Source organism: Fictibacillus marinisediminis (assembly GCF_023149135.1).
Classification (GTDB): domain Bacteria; phylum Bacillota; class Bacilli; order Bacillales; family Fictibacillaceae; genus Fictibacillus_C; species Fictibacillus_C marinisediminis.
In genome coordinates this window covers 1,366,325-1,389,798 of record NZ_JAIWJX010000002.1, presented here as the reverse complement: position 1 = coordinate 1,389,798, position 23,474 = coordinate 1,366,325, and the positions used below count along the sequence as shown (strand labels likewise).

Genomic DNA, 23,474 nt, shown 5'->3' with positions numbered 1-23,474 from the left:
CTCTCAAAATATTACAAAACATGCAATTATTCTCCAGGAAATAATGTTCCTTTATACAAAAAAACCTTGGCTGTTGCAGCAGCCAAGGTTTAATTTGCAATTTATACTGTTTTTTTCAACCCGTCAGAATGAGATGGTTTTCCGGAAGCTAAGCCGTTGCCCAGCGTTCCGAACGTATACTGCTTGTGCGGGTCAATCAATTCATTATCTTTAAAATAGATTCTTGGTGTATTCCACAGAGCTTTCATGGCCTTGCTCATTTTCATTTCGTGATACCGCTCTGGCCACATCTTTTTAATATGCTGCTTAACGATCGGGTAATATTTCGGGCTCATACTTGGAAACAAATGATGCTCCGTATGATAGGAAAAATTAAAATGAAGCACATTCACCCATTTAGGGACAGTTACGGTAAGACTGTTTGCAAGCGGATCATTTACTGACGTTAACGGATTAAGCCTATGATTGGTGGAAATGTAGCTCATCACAATAAAATTAGCGATTAATAGAGGGATGAGAAAGGCAAACAACCACTTAATAGGCCCGATCCAGAACAACAGACCAATCCATGTTGCCCAGGGCAAAACGGTTTGCAGCAATACAGCCGGACGGTTTTTTGGATTAAAGTCCTTGATATATTCAATAAACATCATGGTACCGTGAATCGTAAATTGAATACTTAACGATAAAAAACTAAAGAATGCGCGTACCCCAAAAGGCAAGCGATATATGGCTCGAAGGAAAGAATTCTGAACAAACTTTTCAAGGTTTGGCCATGCATCAGGATCCTTTTCGTCGTGTTGTGTGTGTACATGATGATTCATATTATGCCATTTTCTCCAAAGTCTCGGACCTGTGCTAAGCGGCCAAAACGCCACGGCACCCAAAAAATTTCTAAGCCAGCTCTTCTTGACTACCGTGCCGTGAAGAATTTCATGGCCCAAGAAGCCCATACCGGCAAACGATGCACCCAATACGCCTGCAATCACTATATTTAAAACCATGTGGAGGTCAAAAAGCCCAATCGCTAAAAAACCAGTCACAACAATTAACAGATATGCAAATCCTCCCCACAGCCGAGCTGGAACAGGTTTAAAAACGTCTTTTGATAGATTCGGGGTAATACGGGATGCGTACCATCCAAACGAATGAAGTTCTTTAATGGGAATGTCCCCCTTCTTTATAACAAGTTTTTCTAAGCATATAGGAGGTTGCGTTCATAAACAAGACGTTCTTTGTTACAAATATTGAATTTTCGTAATATAACTTCACTCATCCTATCTTCCTAAGGGTTCATGACTCTCCACCATTACCTAGGTAAATATTACTAATGAAGATTATTAACCAAGGTAATTTTCCTCATTTTTCCTCATAAGCCATTTGTAACCGTTTTTACATGATATATTTACAATAAACGACCTATTTTTTAACAAATGGGTGTTAGATTAATAAAGCTTTCTAAGCAAAATCCGCTTTTATATTTAAAAATATGAAGTAAAGGGTGAAAGTTCATGAAGACAAAGAGCTACAAAAAGGTATTCAGCCTTGCATTGATTATGGTGTTTATCGCCAGCATGCTTTCTCCAATGGTTTCCAGTAAAGCCATTGCTGCCGATGTGATCTCGGTATCCGATGCCATTTCCAGTAATACCGGATCCGATAAAACTGTCGAAGGATACATTGTCGGTGCAGTGAAAGGCGGAAGCGGAACATCTATTTCATTTCAGCTGTCGGCTCCGTTCATACAAGACACAAACCTCGCGATTGCTGATTCTCCAAATGAAACCGATAAAACAAAAATCCTTCCTGTCCAGCTGCCGGCTGGAGCAGTTAGAGACGGTTTAAATCTGAAGGCCCATCCTGAAAACCTCGGTAAAAAAGTTCAAATTACCGGTGACTTAATGGCTTATTTCTCCGTTCCGGGACATAAGAACGCAAAAAGCTTTTCGTTCGTTGGAGATACTCCTTCAGAACCTCAAGCTGAGCCAGTTACTGCTTCCCCTGACTCTGGATTGTTGAAAACCGGAACAAAAATAGCTTTGACGACGGCTACCGAAAATGCTGCGATCTATTACACTCTGGACGGAACCAATCCAACATCCAGCAGTAACCGATACAGTGAACCACTTACCATTAATGAAGATGCAACCGTAAAAGCGATCGCCATCAAAGACGGCCTTAAAAACAGTGAAATCTCTTCTTTTAAATATACGGTCGCATTCACAGGGCTTCGAATTCACGACATTCAAGGAGCTTCGCACCAGTCTCCATTCGCAAATAAATCAGTTGCGGATGTAGAGGGTGTTGTAACTCACGTGGTCGATGCCAACAACTTCTATATGCAGGACACCACCCCTGACCTTGATGAAAATACTTCAGATGGCATCCTGATTTATCAAAAGAACCACGGCTTAAAAAGCGGGGATGCTGTCAAAGTGACTGGCCAAGTAAAAGAATGGGTGCTTGAAGGATATGCGGATAAATTAAAAACTGATCTTCCTGTTACTGAAATCAACGCAGAAAACGGGGGCTCTGTTACCGTAACGGAAAGTGGACATGCCCTCCCGGCTCCTGTGGTACTTGGAGATAAAGGCAGACATATTCCAACACAAATCATTGATAATGACAATTTCGGGCTTTTTGACCCTAAAGAAGACGGAATCGATTTTTATGAAAGTTTAGAAGGCATGCGTGTCGAAGTGGATAACCCGAAAATCGTTGCTCCTCAAAACTACGGGGAACTGGTAGTTGTGACGAACAACAAAGGTAACACACCGTTTAATACTTCCGGAGCCATTAATATTTCAAAAGCAGACTACAACCCTGAACGAATCTTCGTGGATATTAACGACAGCAGCTTTATTGCTAAATCCGGAGATTACTTCAAAGGCAATATAACCGGGGTCATGAGCTACAGCTTCAGCAACTATAAAGTACTGACGAACAAAGACCAGCTCCCAACCTTTGTGGAATGCAAAACGAAACGCGAAACAACAAAGCTTCTAGGAAAAAATAAAAAATTAACGATCGCCAGCTTTAACGTAGAGAACTTCTCTGCCAACAAAGATGGCAAAGACGGTACGAGCGATGAAAAAGCGGGACGAATCGCTGACTCGATCGTTCATAACCTGAATGCACCTGACATTGTAGGATTAATAGAAATGCAAGATGGTGACGGACCGGTAAACGATGGAAAGACCGATGCAAAGGACAGCGCTGATCGTCTCATCAATGAAATTAAAGCAAAAGGCGGACCTTCTTACGAATATACTGACATCGCTCCCATTGATGTCAAGGACGGAGGGATTCCTGGCGGGAACATCCGTGTAGCCTTTATTTACAACCCTGATCGCGTGTCTCTTGCTCCTGGAACAAAAGGAACAGCAACACAAGCTGTTGAATACAAGAATGGCAAGCTTTCATTAAACCCAGGGCGTATCGATCCGACGAACCCTGCCTTTGAAAACAGCCGTAAGCCACTTGCTGCACAATTTATGTTTAACGGAGAAAAAGTAACCGTAATCGCCAATCATTTTAATTCAAAAGGCGGAGATCAGCCAATGTTCGGCAAAAATCAGCCGCCTGTATTAAGCAGTGAGGTTCAGCGTCTGCAAATTGCCGGCATCGTCAACAACTTCGTAAAAAGCATTAAAGCCGATGATCCAAAAGCAAATGTTGTACTGCTAGGTGATTTTAACGATTTTGAATTTACCCCTGCCCTTGAAGAGGTAAAAGGAAATGAACTTTCCGATATGATTCAGGAAGTTCCATACCCAGAACGCTACTCTTATTCTTACCAAGGCAATGCTCAGGTGCTGGACCACATCCTCGTGTCCAACAACCTGAAAAAAGACACAAATGTAGATATCGTCCACATTAATTCTCAGTTCATGGAACAGCATGGCCGTGCGAGTGATCATGATCCAGTTGTTGTTCAAGTGAAACTAAAGGAAGACTGCGGCTTGCATAAGTTTAAAAAAGCCAACTAAATGATAAGAAAAACAGGTGCTCTCTCGGGCATCTGTTTTTTATATCATGCAGGGCTTTTACATATGGTCTTTGAAATCGTTAAAAAATATTTTTTATCAAGATGAACGTTCTTCCTCCCTTAACCGTCACATTAATAAAAGGAGGTTTTCATAAAATGAGCAGACATATTGAATATTTAAATGATAAACTTATCATCCATTTTACAGGTTTGACGGTAGCGGCATCGCTCAAAAAAGAAATTGAGGTTCCTCTCTCAGCCATCCGCAGTGTAAAAATAGATGACTTTAAGATCAACCCGCTAGCCTTTCGTGTAGGCACATCAGGCATCGGAAAAAACGTAAAGCACGGCCGTTTCCTCTATGAAAACGAATGGGTATTTCTCTCCTATTCCAACCATAAGAACGTCCTGATTCTGGATCTGGAAGGTTTGGATTATAAGAAGATTGTGTTGGAATTAGAATCACCTGAGGATGCAAAAGCAAAGATTGAAAGCTTAATGGCTAAAGTTTAGTTTGTGAAGTTCCAAGTTGCTCGCTAGTTAACATAAATCCATTTTGGCGGGTATTTCCTCCGTTTCGGCGGGTAACTGATTTCCCGCTCATCTCCCGCCCCTTTGCAAAACCCAAAATCTCCATTCAATAGCAAAAGCACCCCAATGTTTCAATTTGGGGTGCTTTTTTATATCCAGCCTTTTTCTTCAGCGCTCGCTTCGATTCGATTTTTCGCTTTCCATTCTATCATAGAAAAACTGGAATTTTTATAACCGTTTGCTCTTGACCTCATTCCGGGGGTAAAGTACCTTAAATATAAGATATAGCCAGTTTTGGTTTCTGAAAATGAATGAGAGCTCATTCATTTATTTCTGCTAACAAAAGAGAGGAGAAATTCAATGTCCAAAAAATTGCCAGAACATTTCGTCAATCAGCTTGAATTGCCCGTTATCTCTGCTCCCATGTTCCTTGTTTCAAGCCCTGAACTCGTCATCGAAGGCTGCAAATCAGGCATCATCGGTTCTTTTCCGCTGCTCAATGCACGAACGAATGAGGTGCTCGATGAATGGATGCTTCGCATTACAGAAGAATTAAAACAGGCAAAGGCTCAGGATCCTGAATGTAAAATTGCTCCATGGGCTGTAAACATCATTGTACATAAAACAAACAAGAGATATAAGCAGGATCTTGAGCTCATCCGAAAGCATCAGCCTCCTGTCGTTATCACCTCCCTCGGACATCCGGGGGAAGTGGTCGAAATCGTCCATCAATACGGCGGTCTCGTGTTCTCGGATGTCATTCATCTTGTTCATGCCAAAAAAGCCGCCCAAACCGGTGTTGACGGACTGATTCTGGTATGCAACGGCGCCGGCGGACATGCCGGAACCATTAATCCGATCGCCTTTATCGGTGCAGTAAAGGAATTTTGGGACGGAATCACCATCCTTGCCGGATGCATTAATAATGGGCAGGATATCCTGGCTGCCGAAGCACTCGGAGCTGACCTCGCCTACATGGGGACCCGTTTTATAGCAGCATCCGAAAGCTTCGCAAGCAATGAATATAAGGAGATGCTGATCGAATCATCCTTTGAGGACCTCATTTATACGGATGCGTTCAGCGGAGTAAACGCCAACTATCTCGTTTCTAGTATTCGCAATGCCGGACTTGACCCTGACCAGTTGAAGAAAAAAGAAGCTGTTGATATGTCCCTTTTAGATTCCTCTGATGCCAGGGCATGGAAAGATATCTGGTCAGCTGGTCAAGGTGTAAACAGAATTAAAGAAGTAACGCCGGTTCATCAAATTATTGGCGATCTAAAAAATGAATATGATCAAACACTGCAATTTTTAGTCAAAAAAACAGAGAATATCATATCTAGCAAGTAAGGTACATGTCCAATAGAAATAATAGCAGAGGAAGGTGCCCTCCTGTTCGCAGGAAGGCTCCTTTTTATTGATAAATAGAGTCCGCCGCACATTTCTAGTAAATTGTGTGAATGACTTAGGACAAGTTTTTTACTAGACACATATAATTACTGTATAGATGTACCTTAGTGATGAATGCTGCAGAAAGATAATTACTTCACTAGTTTCACCATCTTAGAAAGCTTAAAAAGGAAGTGAAGTTTTTGACTGAAATAATGGTGTCTATCACTGTTCTCTCCTTTCTTCTCACCTTGATTTTCATTTTTTGGCGTCCTTTTGATGTCAACGAGGCCGTGCCTGCAACGATAGGAGCGATCATCGTATTGTTGTGCGGAACCGTCTCCCTCCATGATCTTGGCAAAATAGCTGAAACTATCAGTGGTGCTGCCATTACCATCATGGCTACCATTGTAATGGCAATCGTTTTAGAGAGTTTTGGATTCTTTAATTGGATGGCACAAATACTGGCCGAGAAGTCAAAAGGCTCTGGTATCCGACTGTTTTGGAATGTGAATTTACTTTGTTTTTTCATGACTCTATTCTTTAACAACGATGGAAGCATTCTAATCACAACGCCCATCTTGATACTGCTCCTGAAACATTTTCGTTTAAAGAATCACCAGAAAATACCTTACTTGCTTTCCGGTGCACTCATTGCTACAGCATCCAGCGCCCCGATCGGAGTAAGCAATATCGTAAACTTGATTGCCTTAAAAATTGTGGGCATGGACCTCTATATGCACACAGCCATGATGTTTGTACCGGCAACTCTAGGCCTTGTTTTCCTCGTCCTTCTGCTTTATATGTACTTTTATAAGAAGCTGCCACGCAAACTGCCACAGGGTCCCATTAATTTTTCAAATCCAAAATCACATCCTCTGATGCCTGAAAATACCCCCGTTCTAAAAAATCAGGATTCCTTCATGTACAAGATTCTCCTCTTCGTGTTTTGTGTAAGAATCAGCTTGTTCGTTGCTTCTTACATTGGCATACCGGTCGAAGCCATGGCTGTTTTTGGTTCACTTGTTCTCTTAGGATGGCGATGGATCTATCTGAAAATAAATCCTATGGATATGTTGAAAAAAACGCCTTGGCACATCCTTATATTTGCCTTCAGTATGTATGTCATTATCTACGGACTCCACAATATCGGGTTAACGGATGCACTTGTTCATGTCCTGAAACCTTATGTGGCCAAGCATCACCTGTACGCAAGTCTGCTGATGGGCGGCACGCTCTCAGTTCTTTCCAATTTGTTTAACAATCACCCCGCTCTGATGGTAGGGACTTTGACACTGACGAATATGGGCCTCGATCCCCTCACCTTAAAGGTAGCTTACCTTGCCAACGTAATTGGAAGTGATGTCGGATCCCTGCTCTTGCCTATCGGTACGCTCGCCACTTTAATGTGGATGCATCTGCTAAAAAAAGGCAATGTGAAAATCAGCTGGAAACATTATTTTAAAGTCACAATCGTGGTCATTCCACCGACTGTGATCTTCACCTTGGTCTGTTTATATTACTGGGTCCATTGGTTATTTTAATGGTTATGGAGGAAATTGAATGAAGAATGATTTAAGTAAAGAGTTTCAAGAATTATTGGACAATACCGTCTCAATTGAAGTATCTGGCGGGCACCATCACGCAGGAGTTCTAGTTGATTTGGGACCGGACATTTTTGTATTATTTAATGGCATGGAGTACCTATACATCCCCTCTATCCATGTCCATAACATTCGAAAAATAACTGAGCTGGCAGAAGAACCGATAGTAGCTCCTGCGGAAGTTCCGATTGACCATCATACTGATAAAATATCGTTCAGAAAAACGTTAATGAACGCCAAAGGGCTTTTTGTTAAAATCTATGTGACCGGGAACAAGACTCTACACGGCTACATTACAAGCGTCATGAATGACTATTTTGTCTTCTATTCGCCGGTATATAAAACAATGTATATTACACTCAGCCACTTAAAATGGCTGATTCCCTATAAAGATAACGTCACTCCTTATACGCTCAGCGTAACAAGTTTGCCGATCAGCCACAGCTCCCTCCCCCTCGCACGCACATTTGATGAACAATGCAAAAAACTTGAGAATCAAATGATCGTTCTTGATCTGGGAGACCATCTGCAAAAAACAGGTTTATTGAAAAAAGTCTTTGAACATAAGCTTGCACTAACCAATGCTGAGGGCGAAACTGTCTTTTGGAACCTTCATCACCTCAAAATTATTTACGCGATATAACCCGCTCACCAATTCAACACGAATTGGTGATTTTTTTTGGCACAATACCGTTCAATCGCTATCGCTTGTCTGGAGAAAAAAACGTCCTGGAGACGCTGATCGGCGTACCAACAACAGGAACGTTTTTAGCTGTCAAATAGGACAAACTGCTTACCAATTTTTTTCGCACGCCACAGAAATAGAATACAAGTTTAGGTGTTTAAATGAATAAAAAAGCTGTGCACAGGAAACCCCTTCCCGTGCACAGCTCACCTACAACTATAATGTCTTCACAAACCGATCGATTCGGCGCATGGCTTCTTCGAGCTTTTGAATCGAAGTGGCATATGAACATCTTACATGCCCTTCCCCGCTCACACCGAATACACTTCCCGGTACGACTGCTACCTGCTCTTTCATCAAAAGCTGTTCGGCAAACTCTTCGGAACTCAGTCCTGTCTTCTCGATGGAAGGAAAGACATAAAATGCTCCCCCTGGAATATGGCAGGAGAGCCCCAATTCCTCCAGGGCATGGGTGACCAGACTGCGGCGCTGGCGATAGCTTTCCTTCATTCTCACCACGTCCTTCTGTCCGTTCACAAGTGCCTCAAGGGCAGCATGCTGCGCCATCGTCGGTGCGCACATCATCGTATACTGATGAATCTTAAGCATTGCCTGCAGGATATCTTTTGGTCCGCAAGCAAAGCCCAGTCTCCATCCAGTCATCGCAAACGCTTTTGAAAAACCCGAGATCAAGATGGTACGTTCACGCATGTTCCTAACCGCAGGAAAACTTGTATATGGTTCATCATAGGTTAGCTCAGCATAGATTTCATCTGAGATGACGAGCAGATCATGCCTCTCTACTACTTCTGCAATTTTTACTAGATCACTTATGGACAAAACGGTTCCTGTAGGATTATTCGGGCTGCATAACAGGATGGCTTTCGTTCTTTCAGTGACCGCTGCCTCAATTTGCTCAGGCTGCAGCTTGAACTCATCTTTACTGTATGTATGAACCGGAACGGGTACACCCCCAGCCAGCGTTACGGTTGGAGCATACGAAACGAAGCTCGGCTCAACGACAATGACTTCTTCACCGGGATTTACGACGGCACGCAGCGCAATGTCGATCGCCTGTGAGGCACCCACCGTAACAACCATTTCATCCTCTGCACTATAGGTAACGCCAAAACGCCTCCTCATGTAGCGGGAGATTTCCTTTCTCAACTCGAGCAGCCCTGCATTCGCCGTATACGCTGTGTATCCTTGTTCAAGAGAATGATAGCTCGCTTCAATGACGTTCCAGGGCGTCACAAAGTCCGGTTCACCAACCCCCAATGAAATAACATTTTCCATGGATGAAGCCAGATCAAAAAAACGGCGGATACCGGATGGCTGGATTGCCTGCACGTTATTCGATAAATATTTTGACGTCTGTTCTGTAATCATGGCGACACCACAATTCGTTTATCTTCCTCATTCTCACTAAATACAAGTCCGTCATGCTTGTATTTTTTCAAGATAAAATGGGTGGTCGTTGAAATAACAGAATCGATGGTTGATAGTTTTTCAGAGACAAATCTTCCGACTTCAGCCATTGTTTTCCCTTCAATGGAAACTGACAAATCGTAGACACCTGACATGAGATAGACCGCTTTCACTTCTGGAAAACGGTAGATCCGTTCAGCCACTTTATCAAACCCTACTCCGCGCTTAGGTGTGACCTTGACGTCGATCATCGCGGTGACTGCTCCCTCATCTGTCCCCTTTGTCCAATTGATGATGGCTGAATATCCCAGAATGACTTTTTCGTTTTCAAGCTTTTCAATAATCTGTTTCGTTTCCTCTTCTGATATGCCCATCAGTTTGGCAATTGTTGATGTTTCCAGGCGGCCGCTTTTTTCAATAAGCTGCAGCAATTCACGTTCTTTCGCATCCATTCCAATCACTCGCTTTACGTAGAATATGATGAACATTATAACAAATCCAAAGACCTTGGCCACCTGGAAATTTATTTTTTAATGCAGATGTAATTTCCTCGCGCCCCAAATCAGTGGTACAGAGATGTATTGGAATTATTTGTTTCTTCTAGTACACTTTAAACCATAGATTACTTAAGGAGAGTACAAATGCTTAAAATCTTTATCGTAGAAGATGACACCCGCCTTGTTGAATTACTGGAAAACTTTTTGCAGAAGTATGGATTTATAACGTACGCCGTCAAAAATTTTGATGCTGTGACAGCAGATTTTCAAGCGTTCGATCCCCATATCGTTCTGCTGGATATTAACCTTCCGAAGTTTGATGGCTTCTATTGGTGCAGACAGATTCGCGTGGTATCCACATGCCCTGTCCTGTTCGTATCAGCAAGAGAAGGAAAGATGGATCAGGTGATGGCGCTCGAAAACGGAGCCGATGATTATATTACTAAACCCTTTGACTATGAAATCGTACTGGCCAAAATTAACAGTCTGCTCAGACGAGCCTATGGAACTTATGCCTCAAATCAAAATGGCCGAAATATTAATGTTCACAATCTCATCCTGGATGTTGAACGCTTATGCATCAGTTACGGAGAACAGCAGGCAGAACTTAGCTATACAGAAGCCAAAATTCTCGATGAGCTGATGAGAAAATCTGAACATGTCGTAAGCCGTGACCGTCTGCTTGAAAAGATATGGGACGACCAAACCTTTGTAGACGATAACACGCTGAATGTGTATGTTACGAGAGTTCGAAAAAAACTGGCTCAGCTTAAGATCACGAATGCCATTCAAACCGTCCGCGGACAGGGATACCGGCTGATGCCGAACTGGAGCAGCAGATGAAGCTTTTTATTCGTGAACAACTGCCGCTTGCTTTGATTTACATTCTTCAGCTTCTGGTCATTCTGTTAATCTATCGTTTGGACGGGCATACCGACTGGAAAATCAGCCTGTATGCGTGTCTTCTGAGTTCCTGTCTATTCGGTGGATATCTGGTTTACAGATATATAACCAACCGTTCTTTTTATCAAAAATTAACTACACCCCTATCATCGTTGAATGATTTAAAGTTCAGCCCGCAGGATGCTCCTTTGCCTGAAAGCCTGGAACAGTTTCAAAAGGAGCTCATCCGGCATTATAAAATGGACATCTACAATTACAAGCATAAGCTTGATCACCATATTCAGTTCATCAACCAATGGGTGCATCAGATGAAAACGCCGCTGTCGGTCATTCACCTTATGGTTCAGGACCGAGACGATGAATTTTCGCAGTCGGTGAAAGACGAATTGGACCGGCTGAAAAAAGGATTGGAAATGGTGTTATATACCGCACGGCTTGATACGTTTGACCGTGACTTTTATGCAGAGACCCTCGATCTTTCAGAACTTGTAAAAAAAGTGACGTCCAGTCAGAAGCGGCTGTTCATTCGTAATCGGATTTATCCGGAGCTGGCAATTGAAAAAGGCAGCAGCATTACCTCTGATGAAAAATGGGTTTCTTTCCTCATCACCCAACTTATTACCAATGCGGTTCGCTACACAGAAATCCCTGGAGAAAAGGTAGTTTTCCGCTCCTTTATACAGGATGGAAAAACGGGATTGGAAGTGATCGATCATGGAGTAGGAATCCCTAAAAGCGATCTTCCAAGGGTGTTTGATCCTTATTTTACGGGTGAAAACGGCCGCCATTTTCAGGAATCTACAGGAATGGGCCTGTTTATTGCCAAGCAGATCTGCGATAGACTTGGCCATCGGATTTCCATCGACTCGGTTTCCGGTTCAGGCACGACCGTCAGAATTCTCTTCTAACCTTACAAAACTGTAAGCTTTTTGTAAGATAACCACATGGCAGCATCTCACATCTCCAAGCTACAATAAAGTTAGAAATAGACAGGAGTGATATAGATGCCCATCTTGAACGTAAAACACCTAACCAAAGTATACGAAGGCAAAGCCTCCCATAAAGCATTGGAAAACATAAACTTTTCCATTGAAAAAGGAGAATTCGCAGGAATCATGGGACCTTCAGGCAGCGGTAAAACTACGCTGCTGAACCTCATTGCTACCATTGACTCTCCGACGTCCGGAGAAGTTATCATCAACAATCGCAATCCTCATCAATTAAACCGTAAAGAAACCTCACTCTTCAGGCGCCACGAGCTAGGTTTTGTATTTCAAAACTTTAATTTGCTCGATACGCTGACAGTGGAAGAAAACATTGTTCTCCCGCTTACCCTTGATGGTGAACCAGTAAAAGAGATGGAACAAAAACTGATGGCGGTAACAAAAAAATTAGGAATCGACTCCATCCTAAAAAAGAGAACGTATGAAATTTCAGGAGGACAGATGCAGCGTACGGCCATCGCCCGGGCAATCATTCACGAGCCTTCACTCATCTTGGCGGATGAGCCGACAGGAAATCTGGATTCCAAATCGTCTCGGGATGTGATGGAAACTCTCTCTGCTATCAACAAGAATGAAGGAGCCACCGCGTTAATGGTCACACATGATGCCGTTGCCGCAAGTTATTGCCATAGAGTCATCTTTATTAAGGATGGCCAGCTGTATAATGAGATTTACCGTGGTGATAACCGTCAGGCGTTCTTCCAGAAGATCATTGATATGCTTGCTTTGCTTGGGGGTGACAGCCATGACCTTTCCACAGTTCGCCTTTAAAAATGTGCTTCGCAACAAAAGAACCTATGCTGCCTATTTTCTGAGCAGTGCCTTTTCTGTCATGATTTTCTTTGTTTATGCCCTTTTTATCTTTCACCCAGGCATTAAGAAAGGCATCACTCAGAGCCTGGCGATTCAATTAATGATCACCGCCGAATTTGTCATGTACTTTTTCGCCTTTTTCTTTGTACTGTACTCCGTCAGTACGTTCCTTAAAACACGAAAAAGGGAATTCGGTATTCTGATGATGCACGGTATGACGAAAACTCAGCTCAACACGATGGTCTTTTTGGAAAACATGATCATCGGTTCAGGCGCAATCCTGATTGGAATTGGAGCTGGTATCCTGACTGCTAAATTATTTTTTATGATCGCTGCTCATTTGCTTGATATTCATTCACTTCCATTCTACATGTCATGGAAAGCGATCGCGTTGACGGTCGCGGCATTTCTCGGACTCTTCCTAGTGATCTCAATATTTACCGCTTTTCTAGTCCGGACAAACTCGCTTCTCAGCTTGTTTCAGTCGGGTCAAAAGCCGAAGAAGGAACCTAAAGTATCCGTTCTCCTCTCTTTGTTGTCTGCGGTTCTGCTGCTTGCAAGCTATTATCTAGCAGGAACGGCTACTTTGAATTCCTTGTTGATCCGAATGCTGCCTGTTATCGCAATGACCATTGTGGGAACATACTTTTTCTTCTCGCAGCTTTCCGTCTTTATCATGAGAGCACTTCAGAAAAATCGCTTTCTGTTCTGGAAAAAAACCAACATCATTACCATTTCCAGCTTAGCCTACCGGCTGAAAGACAATGCCAGAATGTTTTTTATGGTTTGTATCGTCTCCACTGTGGCCTTTTGTGCTGTTGGATCTCTCTCATCGATGAAAATACTGTCAAAGCAATTTAATGAGGACTATGCCGCTGAAATCAGTTATATTGCCAGAGATCAGCAGCCCCTGCACCATGATAATCTAAATGAAATAAAAGATGAATTGAAGAAAAAGCAGCTCAAGTATTCTACCTACAGAACAACCCTTAAAATCTTGGATGTAAAAACATCCAATGATCGATTTTCACCCAAGACCATGCCGGTAATGTCTTTCAGTGCTTATAGAACTATTATTCAAAAAGCTGGCGGCAAAATCACCGAGCAGCCGCTCACCGGCAAACAGGTGCTCAAGATGAAAACGTCTTCCACTGAAACGTTCTCCCCCCATATGTACATGTTTAAGCAAGGAAAACTTAGTGTGAATGCAGATGTCTCTACAGAGCACGTCGCCATGCCAAGGGAATTAATTGATAGTGTGGGAATCGTTGTCAGTGACGAACTTTTTAAAAATATTAAACCAGCATCCACACAAGAATTTACAGGCTTTTTTACTTCCCGTATGGAAGCAACGAACGGTATGCTAGATGAACTCGCTAAGGATGGAATTGTAAGATATTACGAAAAGACACCATACACGATGGCGGTAAGCGGAACACTGGCTGATCAAATGATGAAGCTGTACAGTGCGCTGCTATTTGTAGCCTTGCTGATCGGTGCCGTCTTTTTCGTGGCAGCAGGAAGTTTCCTGTATTTCCGGCTTTACGCAGATCTCGATTATGACACCCGCCTTTATTTAACCATTAAAAAAGTAGGTTTGACGGACAAAGAACTCAGCCGCATAGTTACAAGGCAGCTAGCTTTGCTTTTCTTCGTTCCGATCGCAGTGGCGTTCGTCCATAGTGCGTTTGCCTTCTCTGCCCTGCAAAGTTTTTTCACACTCTCAATTGCTGGACAGGTATCCATTGTACTTGCAGGCTTTCTTGTTGCTCAAGTGCTCTACTTTCTTTTCATCAGGCAGCGATATTTGCGCAACTTAAGAAAAACACTGATCTAAAAAAATCCAGTAAAAAAAGCATCGGAAAATCATTCCGATGCTTTTTTGCCATCTTATACAAACATATTCAGTATCAGTGCTCCCCCAAAAGCAGTGAAGGACAGAATAGTTTCAAGCACAGTCCATGTTTTAAAGGTTTCATTCACTGTTAAGCCAAGATATTCTTTTACCATCCAGAATCCGGCATCATTGACATGAGAGAACATAAGTGAGCCTGCACCCGTTGCAATAACAAGAAGTTCAAGGTTAACGCCAGACATATGTTCAATAATTGGAGAAACGATTCCCGCCGCTGTTGTTAAAGCGACGGTTGCGGACCCTGTTGCGATCCGGATCAGACCCGCAATTAAAAAGGCCAGGACGAGTGGAGAAAGTGATAAGTGCTGAGACATCTGCCCAATCGTATTCCCTACACCGCTGTCAATTAGAATTTGCTTGAATCCTCCGCCGGCACCGATGATGAGTATGATGGAGCCAACAGGAAGCAGACTTTCTTCAGAGAATTTTTTCAGCATATTCCTGTCCATTCCTTGACGGATACCAAGGAAATAAAATGCAGCAAACACCGCGATCAACAAGGCAATAATCGGGCTTCCGATAAACGCCATAATCTTTTCTGCCCCTTTGGAAATAGGCATATAAGGTGCAACTGCTGCCAATACCATCAATAGGACAGGCAATAAAATAATAAAGAATGAAAGTCCTGTATGAGGAAGTTTTTTATAATTGGTATTGAAGCGGATCAGTTCAGGCTCCCCCTGAGGCACAACACGTTTATGAACCCATTTTGCAAAAAGCGGTCCTGCAATTATGGCAGCTGGAATAGCGATGATCAGCGAGTAGATCAATACTGTACCCAGGTTCGCCTTGTAAATGCTAATCGCTGTCAATGCTCCAGGGTGCGGAGGCACAAGTCCGTGCACGATAGATAATCCTGCAATAACAGGCAACGCGATCAATAAGATATTTTGTTTTGTTGTCTTATGAATAGAAATAACAAGCGGCAATACGATCAGGATTCCGACTTCAAAGAATACAGGTATACCGATGATGAAACCTGAGAAAAGCATCGCCCATGGCAATTTCTTCACACCGAACTTTCGAACGAAGAAATCAGCAACCTGCATTCCAGCACCTGATTCAGCCATCATTTTTCCTAAAATTGTACCTAGAGCCAGAATACCGACTAAATGGCCTAAGACTCCCCCGACCCCTGTTTCGTAGGCGCTTACAATTTTGTCAAGAGACAATCCTGTAGCGATGGCCAGAAATAAACTGGCCACAAGTAAACTAATAAAAGCATGCCACTTTAACCATGATACGCCAAGAATAACGATTACAATGGCTAGTAACGTGACGAGAAGCAAATAAGCGTCCAAAATCGTTCCACCTTTCTAGAAAACCCTTTCATTTACATTAAACATTATGCTGCTTGTTTCACAAGAAAGAAGCAACACTTAAACTTTAACACGCTTAATCTTATCAAAAAATTGCACAGTTTGCACAACTATTTGCTTATGGTCTTTTTTACCATTATCATGCCAAAGTTCGCCGCTGCTTAGCGTTCCTAAAATAAACAAGATGATCGGTCCATTCCCCAAACTCAAAAATAAAATCTCTCCTTACACATTCGAATTCCATACCAACAGATTCAGCCAATTTTATAGAGGCAGTATTGTCCATATTAATGTGGGCTTCAATCCTGTGGTATCCTAGCTGGGTAAAGGCCATATCCAGTACAGCTTTGACTGCTTCTTTTCCATAGCCATGCTCCCAGTATGTATTTAATATCGTATAGCCAATCCTTCCCCATTGAAATTCATTCCGCATCAAGGTTGATAGATCGATAACGCCGACATGTGCTCCATCGTCTTTTCTGAACACACCGAGGATGTAGGCTACATCCTTATCTATTAATTGCTGGTGTTTGTTTACCATTTCATCAAACCAGGCTTCGGTATAATCAGACAAATCGATTTTGCCTTCATCAAACCTATTGCGCGCTGGATAACAATGAGAATATTGATTGTACCAATTTCTATAATCATTGGTTGTATAAGGTCTGATCACAAGCCTTTCTGTTATTTCTTCCAGTTTTATTACACGAACCATGCTCTTCAGCTCCAACCTTTTCATTGTAAACTCTTCCAAATTATAGTAACAAACGTTCTTGGAATCGGAAAGAGGAAAGAGACCTTTCCTTTTTCCGTCTTTTGCATTACGATAAATGAATTGAAACCGTTTATGAGAAAGAAGGAAAAAAAACATGATTCGTTTATATGGTGCACTTGCGGGCTTAAGCCTTATTTGGGGACTATCTTTCGTGTTTATGAAATGGCTGCTTGAGCCTGCTGGCGTATGGGGAGTCGTATTTTTACGGACACTGGCGGGAGCACTTATTCTTTTACCGGTTATTTGGAGCAAGAGAAAAGAGATAAAAAACAAGCTTCCCATTAAATGGCTGATCATTACCGGAATTTTCAACTGCGGTCTAGCTTGGGGACTGATCTCATTAAGTGAGACAGTCATCCAGTCCAATACGGCATCCATCCTAAATGCGACGACACCGATCTGGACCGGTTTAATTGGTTTCTTTTTGTTTTCCTACAGGTTAAACAAGCAGCAGTGGATCGGAATTCTCATTGGATTTTTCGGCATACTGGTTCTTATGGACTTTCAATTCGGCCATTTGTTTGGAACTCAGTTCGTAGGCATCGGCACGATGCTTCTCGCCGCCATCTGTTACGGCCTCTCTGGACAGCTCACCAAAAGGTATTTGTCAGGAGTCGGCGTTGCCGTCATTACATTTTTCACCTTACTGACTGGTGCAGCGGTCGGCCTAATCGGCGTACTTTTTACCGAGCCTGTTCATTTCCAGCAACTTCTTCATCCTAAACCGTTGTTTGCCGTGATCGGCCTCGGTTGTTTTGGTTCCGGTCTGGGCCAGCTTATCTATTTTTACTTGAATAAAAACGGAAGCCCTGAGTTCGCAGCTACAGTCACCTACCTGATCCCCGCCAGCGCTATGATTTGGGGTTATGTCCTTTTGGGAGAACCTGTTACCCCCAACTTGATTATCGGCCTCCTCATCATCTTTGCCGGGGTTTATCTCTCATCGAAAAAACCCAGAACAAACAAAGCAGGAGTGAAACTGAAGAAATCTTCTTGAGTTAAGTGGAATACGCGCCGCTTCCCGAAAAATACGCGCCAATCTTTAACAAACACGCACCAATTCAAAAAAGAGGCACTCCATTTTTAATCGGGTGCCTCTTTCAATTATCCTCGTATATGCTCTTTATATAGTTCTTCTATTCTCCCAGAACAGAGGAGCTTCATATATCTCTTTATTTTCTCTTCTGGCCAGTCCCACCATCTCATCTCCATCAACATACTAATCTGAGTATCAGTAAACCTCTTCTTAATCACTTTGGCAGGGTTTCCGCCAACGATTGTGTAAGGTCCGACGTCTTTTGTAACCACTGCCCTCGCCGCAATAACCGCTCCATCACCGATTCGTACACCGGGCATAATCATTGACTCCGTTCCGATCCACACGTCATTGCCTATTACTGTATCACCTGAAGGTCTGTACCCGTCACAGCTCCCTCCCCAGTCATCATCTGTATAAAAGAAAGGATAGGTTGTCGTCCAGTCGTACCGATGACCTTGGTTTCCTGACATGATAAAGAGAGCACCTGAACCGATCGAACAGAATTTGCCGATGATCAGCTGGTCTTCACCCTTTTTCTCAGAAAGATATCGAACACAATATTCTTGAAAATGTTCCTTGTGATAAAAACCAGAATAATAGGTATATTCCCCGATTACAAGATTCGGATTGGTTACATGCGCCTTCATCATATGGCTTTTTCTCCAGCTTTCAAACACGTTCCTTTCCATTGTTTTTCCCTCCTGAAAAGTATTGACTGTTCTTTTGCAGGAGGGTTAATTCACTGTGATCACCATCTCTTTCATCCCAAACTTAATAATCCCTAAATTCCATATACATCCATTCCAACTTTAATTTCCATTCTGATGCCAGACAATTTTGTTTATTCTTTTTAAGGTTCATATTATAGTTACAATAAAACGATTAGAGGGGGATATTGCAATGCGAAGCAAACCAGATACCAATGAGTATAATTCCTATTACGAGAAATACATAAAGGCTCTGCCTGAACAGGACATCGTCAATCTATTAGAAGAACAGGCTGAAGAAACGCGGCAGTTGGTACAAAACCTTACCGAGCAGCAAGGACTGTTTAGATATGGACCTCACAAGTGGAGCATAAAAGAAGTCATCGGTCATATGACGGATACGGAACGAATTATGGGGTTTCGGCTGCTTTCGATCGCACGAGGCGATAAAGGGATGCTTCCTGGTTTTGATGAAAATGCCTATGTGGAACAGACCCACTTTGACAGACAGCCGCTTTCTGAGTTATTACAGCAAGCACAAAATGCCCGCCAGTCTACGATACTGCTAATAAAAAGCATAGATGAGGAAACATGGACCCGAAGAGGGAATGCAAATGGTTCAGACGTTACTGTCAGGGCTATTGCTTACATTATCGCAGGCCATGAGAAACATCATCTTGGGATTTTAAAGGAACGTTATTTTAGCAGCGAAGATTTTCCGAGGCAATAAGAAAACAAGCTCTCATCCCCTTTAATGGGGGTAATGAGAGCCTGTTTTTTATTAAAGCTCTTTTCTAAAAGATTGTTGCTTTTGGGTCATTTTTGTAAACAGCCTTCATTGACAAGTTGATTGGAGTATAAGGTGCGAGACTCCTGCGGGAGAAGCGGGACAGGTGAGACCCACAGGCGCGTACGCCGAGGAGGCTCACCGCACGCCCCGCGGAAAGCGAGCATCCTGAAACGGAAATCAACCCCTCCTAAGAGCAACAAAGGTTACGAAAACAGCCTTTATTAAAGTGATTTTCTCAAAATATCCATCACAGATTCAGGATCGAGCTCTTTATAAGTGCCCAATCCAGGTTTGATAAACGTTTTTTCGACGATGCTGTCAAATTGGCTGTCGTCTATGCCATAGTCACGAAGCGTACTTGGTGCACCAAGCGAGTTCCAGAAATCTCGGAGCGCTTTTGCGCCTTCTTTAGCCAGTTCACTGTCGGTCTTGCCGGAAGGATCCATTCCAAAAACATTAACCGCAAGCTGCTTCACACGCGATGGATCTTCCTCCAGCACATGCTCCAGCCAGTTCGGGAAAAGGATGGCCAAACCGCCGCCATGCGGAATGTCATATAGAGCAGAAACCGCATGCTCGATCCTGTGTGTGGCCCAGTCCCCTCCATCTGTCCCGTTCAAGAGCGTATCATTGAAAGCGGTTGTGCTTAAATACATCATCGTTTCCCGGTGGTCAAACGACTGCATGTCCTCCAAAAGCTTTGGACCAGTTTGAATGGCGGTACGAAGTAAGGATTCGATAAAGCCGTCAATCATCGGTGAATTTTTTGTACGGTGGAAATAGCTTTCAAGCGCGTGAGACATGCTGTCCACGATGCCGTAAACCGTCTGGTCGCGCGGAACAGAAAAGGTATAAACTGGATCTAGAATCGAAAACACAGGATGAACCTGAGGCGACGACCAGCCAAGCTTATCCTTCGTATCCCAGTTCGTAATCACTGATGTCGAGTTCATTTCTGAACCTGTTGCCGCAAGTGTTAAGACTGTACCGATCGGCAATGCATCCTTAATCTCTGCTTTGCGGGTGATCAGATCCCAAGTATCACCATCATACTTTGCACCAATCGCGATGGCTTTTGTGCAATCAATGACACTGCCTCCGCCTACTGCAAGCAGCAAGTCAATTTTTTCTTCTTTACAGATGTCTACGCCTTTATGGACGGTTGATAAACGCGGGTTCGGTTCTACGCCTGACAGTTCAAAGACTTGAGCTTTTGCACGTTTTAATTCATTCATCACCTCATACTCCGCCATAAACGACGAGTACTTTTACTGAGCTGCCTAATTTATCAAGCTCTTGGAAAAGCTGGCTGATTTGTCCTTTCCCAAAAAAAGTTTCGTTGGATTATACTGAACGAATGTTTTCATATTTTTATCTGCACCTCTATTTATTGGTTTCCTTCTCACTTTATCAGAAAGAAACCAGCGAGAGGTATGGAGAATTTTTAATAGTCATTATCAATTATTTTGATGATCTGTGTCGTTAACGAGTTCAATAAACTGCCTTATTGGTGTGGAAAGATATTTTTTCTTGCTGTAGATGATCTGAGAATAGAGATGGATGCTTTCATCTTCAAATGGAATCCTTTGCAGTTTTCCAGAAGCCAATTCCTTTTGGACTGCGATTTCAGGTACAAGGGCTACACCCAGGTCATCAGCTACACACTGCTTAATGGCTTCCAGGCTGCTGAAAGAAATCACGGATTGAGGCTGTATGCTATGTTCGGCAAGGAGCTGTTCAAGAAGCGTTCTGTACGGGCATCCCTCTTCTGTCAGAATGATGGTCTCGTGTTTTAAATCATCGGCCGCTACACTGTTTTGAGTGCTCCATTCATGCTTTGGTGAGGCTACCATAACCATCTGCTCTTTTCTGATCGGAATAACCTCCAGGTCGTTTGACGACTGAATTCGGTCAAGCAATACGGCAATATCAAACTTTCCTTCAAGAATACCTTGAACGAGGTTTGGACAGAGTCCAGCTTCAAGCATAATTTTTAGTGATGGATGCTGATCCTTTAGCGCTTTGATGTAAGGGGTAATAAAATAAGCCGCCAATGATTCCACCGTTCCAATCCGTATACTGCCTCGCAGGTTTCTTTCATCGGTCAGGCGCTCGCTCGCTTCTTCAAGCAGGCTGAGGATTTTGTCCACATAAAAAAGCAGATCCTCCCCTGATTGGGTGAGCACCATCTTTTGTCCGGAACGCTCAAAGAGCCTTACTTTGTATTGGTCTTCCAGTTTTTTAACCTGGGTGGTTACACTTGATTGCGCGTAGCCCAGTTCCTGACCAGCCCGGGTAAAGCTGCCCCACTTCGCCACTTCCTTAAACGTATAAAAATAGTTTAAATCCATAAAAACCTCCGTCGCCATCTTCTCATCTTCCGTTATTTTACCATGGAAGCAGGAGGACTAGTCTTTTGCAGAAAAGAGTTGAGATGGTCAGCAGCTTAGATTACCGTTATTTCACAAAAAGTTCCATATGGTCCTCATCATAAAAAACCCCGTCGACCTGCATTGCCCTTTTTTCCGTTCCATACGATGCAAAGCCTAAGCTGGTATACAGCTTTTTTGCGCGTTCGTTGCTAGAAACGACGGTCAGGTTGATCTTCTCGATTTCTCCCATATCCTTTGCTTTTTGGATCGCAGCTTCCATTAAGGCTTTTCCTGTACCTTTTCCTCTGCTGCGGGAGGTCACATACATGGCAAAGATATTGGCTTTATGGCTCATTTTCCTATAGCTTTCTTGTATGAGGGTGACGATGCCGACCATGTCTCCGTCTAAAAAGGCGCCGAATGTATGGCTCCCATCAGCATTGAAATTTTCTTTTACTCGTTCAATCGGATTCTTCCGCTTAACCGCTTCCTCATAACTCGTTGCAAATGCCTCTGGAGAAAGCATCAATGCCTCCAGCCTTAGTGTCCAATATTCCTCAGCGTCCGCTGCTGCCAGTTCTCTGACTTCCATTTGAACTCCTCCTATTTTTCCAGCGATTTGTAAAACCCTGCCCCTGTCTCTTCAAAACCTCTGTTTTTATAAAAGAGATGGGACTCCACTCTCCGTTTTCCGGTATTCACAGCCAGCTTTCGAACGCCCTGTCGGCTTGCCCATTCTTCTGCCTGTTCGAGCAGCTGCTGGCCGATCTTTTGATTACGAACCTCTTCTTTAACAACCAACGCAATAATTCGTATGGACGGTTCGTCTTTTTCATAGGAAAGGCCTCTAAACATTCCGATCATCCCAACAAGTTCTGCGTCTTTTTCTGCTACAATTGTGTGGTAATCAGGATGAACTGCGATTTTAGCAAACCGCTCCTCCATCGCTTTTGTTTCTGTCGGATACCCCAGTTCTCCCATCAAATCTGCAAGTTCAGGGATATCCTTCTTCTCGGCTTCTCTCAATAACATATTTCTTCTTCCTCTCTATTGATTCATCTCTTCTTTCTATTCGTCGATGGCTTTCCCCAAGGCTGCCATCTTATTGACGGTGTTCCAATTTCTCATTGTGCCGGGACTCTTCAATTTCTGAACAGGAAATTTTATGTCTCTAAGGCTTTTACGGTATAAAAGATAAAGTTCCCGGTTCCTGACCACAAAATCCAGGTCCTCATTTTTATAAGGCTTCAGTATTTCAATCGCTGATTCCGCTGGCTCTTCCGGAAAGAAAATGACGTGTATCGTTTCACCCTCTTTTAATTTATTGAGATCAAAGGGAACCGATGAGATTGCTTCCTCTAACTCATGCTGAGTTCTCAGCATGACGGTTACGTCAAAACCGAATTCCTCAAGAATTTTGTCTTCTATTTTTTTCTGAAGCATCCTTTCTTCTTCATCAGCTTGCAAAATGACATTCCCGCTCTGAATGTATGTTTTAACCTTTTGAAGCCCCATCGATTCCAAAAGTCCACGCAAAGTTTCCATCTTTATCTTTTTATGGCCGCCTACATTAATTCCCCTCAGCCATGCAATATAGGTTTTCATAGCTCTTCCTCCTTTTGCTTTATTTAAATGAAGAATCAGCTTAGGGTTGCTTTCCTAGTTTCTCATTAAAAAAAGCATCAATTCTACAATGGTTCTATTAACCGATAAAA

21 protein-coding genes and 1 pseudogene are annotated in these 23,474 nt (G+C 42.9%); 11 read left to right on the top strand and 11 right to left on the bottom strand.

Annotated elements, in window-relative coordinates; translation table 11 throughout:
* Window positions 1–101: 101 nt before the first annotated feature.
* Window positions 102–1,163 (bottom strand): Delta(10) desaturase DesB, encoded by a 1,062-nt coding sequence (desB, locus tag LCY76_RS07610; RefSeq protein ID WP_248254620.1) that lies wholly within the window; start codon window positions 1,161–1,163, stop codon window positions 102–104.
* A 348-nt stretch (window positions 1,164–1,511) separates the two neighbouring features.
* Here desB and LCY76_RS07605 point away from each other — a divergent pair, with 348 nt between their 5' ends.
* The 5 genes from LCY76_RS07605 to LCY76_RS07585 all read left to right on the top strand — a co-directional run bounded on the left by LCY76_RS07605 (window position 1,512) and on the right by LCY76_RS07585 (window position 8,155).
* Window positions 1,512–3,989 (top strand): DUF6359 domain-containing protein, encoded by a 2,478-nt coding sequence (locus LCY76_RS07605; protein WP_248252134.1) that lies wholly within the window; start codon window positions 1,512–1,514, stop codon window positions 3,987–3,989.
* Between the two features lie 155 nt (window positions 3,990–4,144).
* Window positions 4,145–4,501, top strand: coding sequence for a hypothetical protein (locus tag LCY76_RS07600; protein WP_248252133.1), 357 nt, complete (start codon window positions 4,145–4,147; stop codon window positions 4,499–4,501).
* A gap of 378 nt (window positions 4,502–4,879) precedes the next feature.
* A complete protein-coding gene (locus tag LCY76_RS07595) occupies window positions 4,880–5,869 on the top strand; it encodes an NAD(P)H-dependent flavin oxidoreductase (protein WP_248252132.1) in 990 nt (329 codons plus the stop codon).
* A gap of 254 nt (window positions 5,870–6,123) precedes the next feature.
* Complete coding sequence (locus LCY76_RS07590; RefSeq protein WP_419714985.1) at window positions 6,124–7,452, top strand: arsenic transporter; 1,329 nt, start codon at window positions 6,124–6,126, stop codon at window positions 7,450–7,452.
* Between the two features lie 19 nt (window positions 7,453–7,471).
* Window positions 7,472–8,155, top strand: a complete 684-nt coding sequence (locus LCY76_RS07585) for a DUF2642 domain-containing protein (protein ID WP_248252130.1) — start codon at window positions 7,472–7,474, stop codon at window positions 8,153–8,155.
* Between the two features lie 258 nt (window positions 8,156–8,413).
* Here the strand turns inward: LCY76_RS07585 and LCY76_RS07580 are convergent, their stop codons facing one another.
* Entirely contained in the window at window positions 8,414–9,586 is a 1,173-nt protein-coding gene (locus LCY76_RS07580; RefSeq protein ID WP_248252129.1) for an aminotransferase, read from the bottom strand.
* Window positions 9,583–10,077 (bottom strand): Lrp/AsnC family transcriptional regulator, encoded by a 495-nt coding sequence (locus LCY76_RS07575; RefSeq protein ID WP_053355020.1) that lies wholly within the window; start codon window positions 10,075–10,077, stop codon window positions 9,583–9,585. The genes LCY76_RS07580 and LCY76_RS07575 overlap by 4 nt, the downstream gene beginning before the upstream one ends.
* A 189-nt stretch (window positions 10,078–10,266) precedes the next feature.
* Between LCY76_RS07575 and LCY76_RS07570 the strand changes: the two genes are divergently transcribed.
* The 4 genes from LCY76_RS07570 to LCY76_RS07555 all read left to right on the top strand — a co-directional run bounded on the left by LCY76_RS07570 (window position 10,267) and on the right by LCY76_RS07555 (window position 14,679).
* Window positions 10,267–10,965 (top strand): response regulator transcription factor, encoded by a 699-nt coding sequence (locus LCY76_RS07570; protein ID WP_248252128.1) that lies wholly within the window; start codon window positions 10,267–10,269, stop codon window positions 10,963–10,965.
* Window positions 10,962–11,933: a sensor histidine kinase gene (locus LCY76_RS07565; protein ID WP_248252127.1), complete on the top strand. Its 972-nt coding sequence runs from the start codon at window positions 10,962–10,964 to the stop codon at window positions 11,931–11,933. Before LCY76_RS07570 ends, LCY76_RS07565 begins: the two co-directional genes overlap by 4 nt.
* Window positions 11,934–12,029: 96 nt before the next feature.
* Complete coding sequence (locus LCY76_RS07560) at window positions 12,030–12,800, top strand: ABC transporter ATP-binding protein (protein WP_248252126.1); 771 nt, start codon at window positions 12,030–12,032, stop codon at window positions 12,798–12,800.
* Entirely contained in the window at window positions 12,775–14,679 is a 1,905-nt protein-coding gene (locus LCY76_RS07555) for an FtsX-like permease family protein (RefSeq protein WP_248252125.1), read from the top strand. Before LCY76_RS07560 ends, LCY76_RS07555 begins: the two co-directional genes overlap by 26 nt.
* Window positions 14,680–14,732: 53 nt before the next feature.
* Here LCY76_RS07555 and LCY76_RS07550 read toward each other — a convergent pair whose 3' ends face one another.
* Both LCY76_RS07550 and LCY76_RS07545 read right to left on the bottom strand, forming a co-directional pair.
* Window positions 14,733–16,058: a GntP family permease gene (locus LCY76_RS07550; protein WP_091006004.1), complete on the bottom strand. Its 1,326-nt coding sequence runs from the start codon at window positions 16,056–16,058 to the stop codon at window positions 14,733–14,735.
* A 157-nt stretch (window positions 16,059–16,215) separates the two neighbouring features.
* Window positions 16,216–16,791 (bottom strand): GNAT family N-acetyltransferase, encoded by a 576-nt coding sequence (locus LCY76_RS07545; RefSeq protein WP_248252124.1) that lies wholly within the window; start codon window positions 16,789–16,791, stop codon window positions 16,216–16,218.
* 154 nt (window positions 16,792–16,945) lie between these two features.
* On the opposite strand from LCY76_RS07545, the gene LCY76_RS07540 reads away from it, so the two are divergent.
* Entirely contained in the window at window positions 16,946–17,848 is a 903-nt protein-coding gene (locus tag LCY76_RS07540) for a DMT family transporter (protein ID WP_248252123.1), read from the top strand.
* Between the two features lie 107 nt (window positions 17,849–17,955).
* Here the strand turns inward: LCY76_RS07540 and LCY76_RS07535 are convergent, their stop codons facing one another.
* Window positions 17,956–18,579, bottom strand: a complete 624-nt coding sequence (locus LCY76_RS07535) for a CatB-related O-acetyltransferase (protein ID WP_248252122.1) — start codon at window positions 18,577–18,579, stop codon at window positions 17,956–17,958.
* 211 nt (window positions 18,580–18,790) lie between these two features.
* On the opposite strand from LCY76_RS07535, the gene LCY76_RS07530 reads away from it, so the two are divergent.
* Complete coding sequence (locus tag LCY76_RS07530; protein WP_248252121.1) at window positions 18,791–19,327, top strand: DinB family protein; 537 nt, start codon at window positions 18,791–18,793, stop codon at window positions 19,325–19,327.
* Between the two features lie 281 nt (window positions 19,328–19,608).
* Here LCY76_RS07530 and LCY76_RS07525 read toward each other — a convergent pair.
* The 5 genes and pseudogenes from LCY76_RS07525 to LCY76_RS07505 all read right to left on the bottom strand — a co-directional run bounded on the left by LCY76_RS07525 (window position 19,609) and on the right by LCY76_RS07505 (window position 23,364).
* Window positions 19,609–20,754 (bottom strand): annotated as a pseudogene (locus tag LCY76_RS07525) (iron-containing alcohol dehydrogenase).
* A gap of 90 nt (window positions 20,755–20,844) precedes the next feature.
* Window positions 20,845–21,738, bottom strand: coding sequence for a LysR family transcriptional regulator (locus tag LCY76_RS07520; protein WP_248252120.1), 894 nt, complete (start codon window positions 21,736–21,738; stop codon window positions 20,845–20,847).
* 106 nt (window positions 21,739–21,844) lie between these two features.
* On the bottom strand, window positions 21,845–22,351 hold the full coding sequence (locus LCY76_RS07515) for a GNAT family N-acetyltransferase (protein WP_248252119.1): 507 nt from the start codon (window positions 22,349–22,351) through the stop codon (window positions 21,845–21,847).
* 11 nt (window positions 22,352–22,362) lie between these two features.
* On the bottom strand, window positions 22,363–22,791 hold the full coding sequence (locus LCY76_RS07510) for a GNAT family N-acetyltransferase (protein WP_248252118.1): 429 nt from the start codon (window positions 22,789–22,791) through the stop codon (window positions 22,363–22,365).
* 36 nt (window positions 22,792–22,827) lie between these two features.
* The gene (locus LCY76_RS07505) at window positions 22,828–23,364 is read right to left on the bottom strand and encodes a DUF1697 domain-containing protein (RefSeq protein WP_248252117.1); all 537 of its coding nucleotides are present in this window, start codon (window positions 23,362–23,364) and stop codon (window positions 22,828–22,830) included.
* Window positions 23,365–23,474 lie beyond the last annotated feature (110 nt).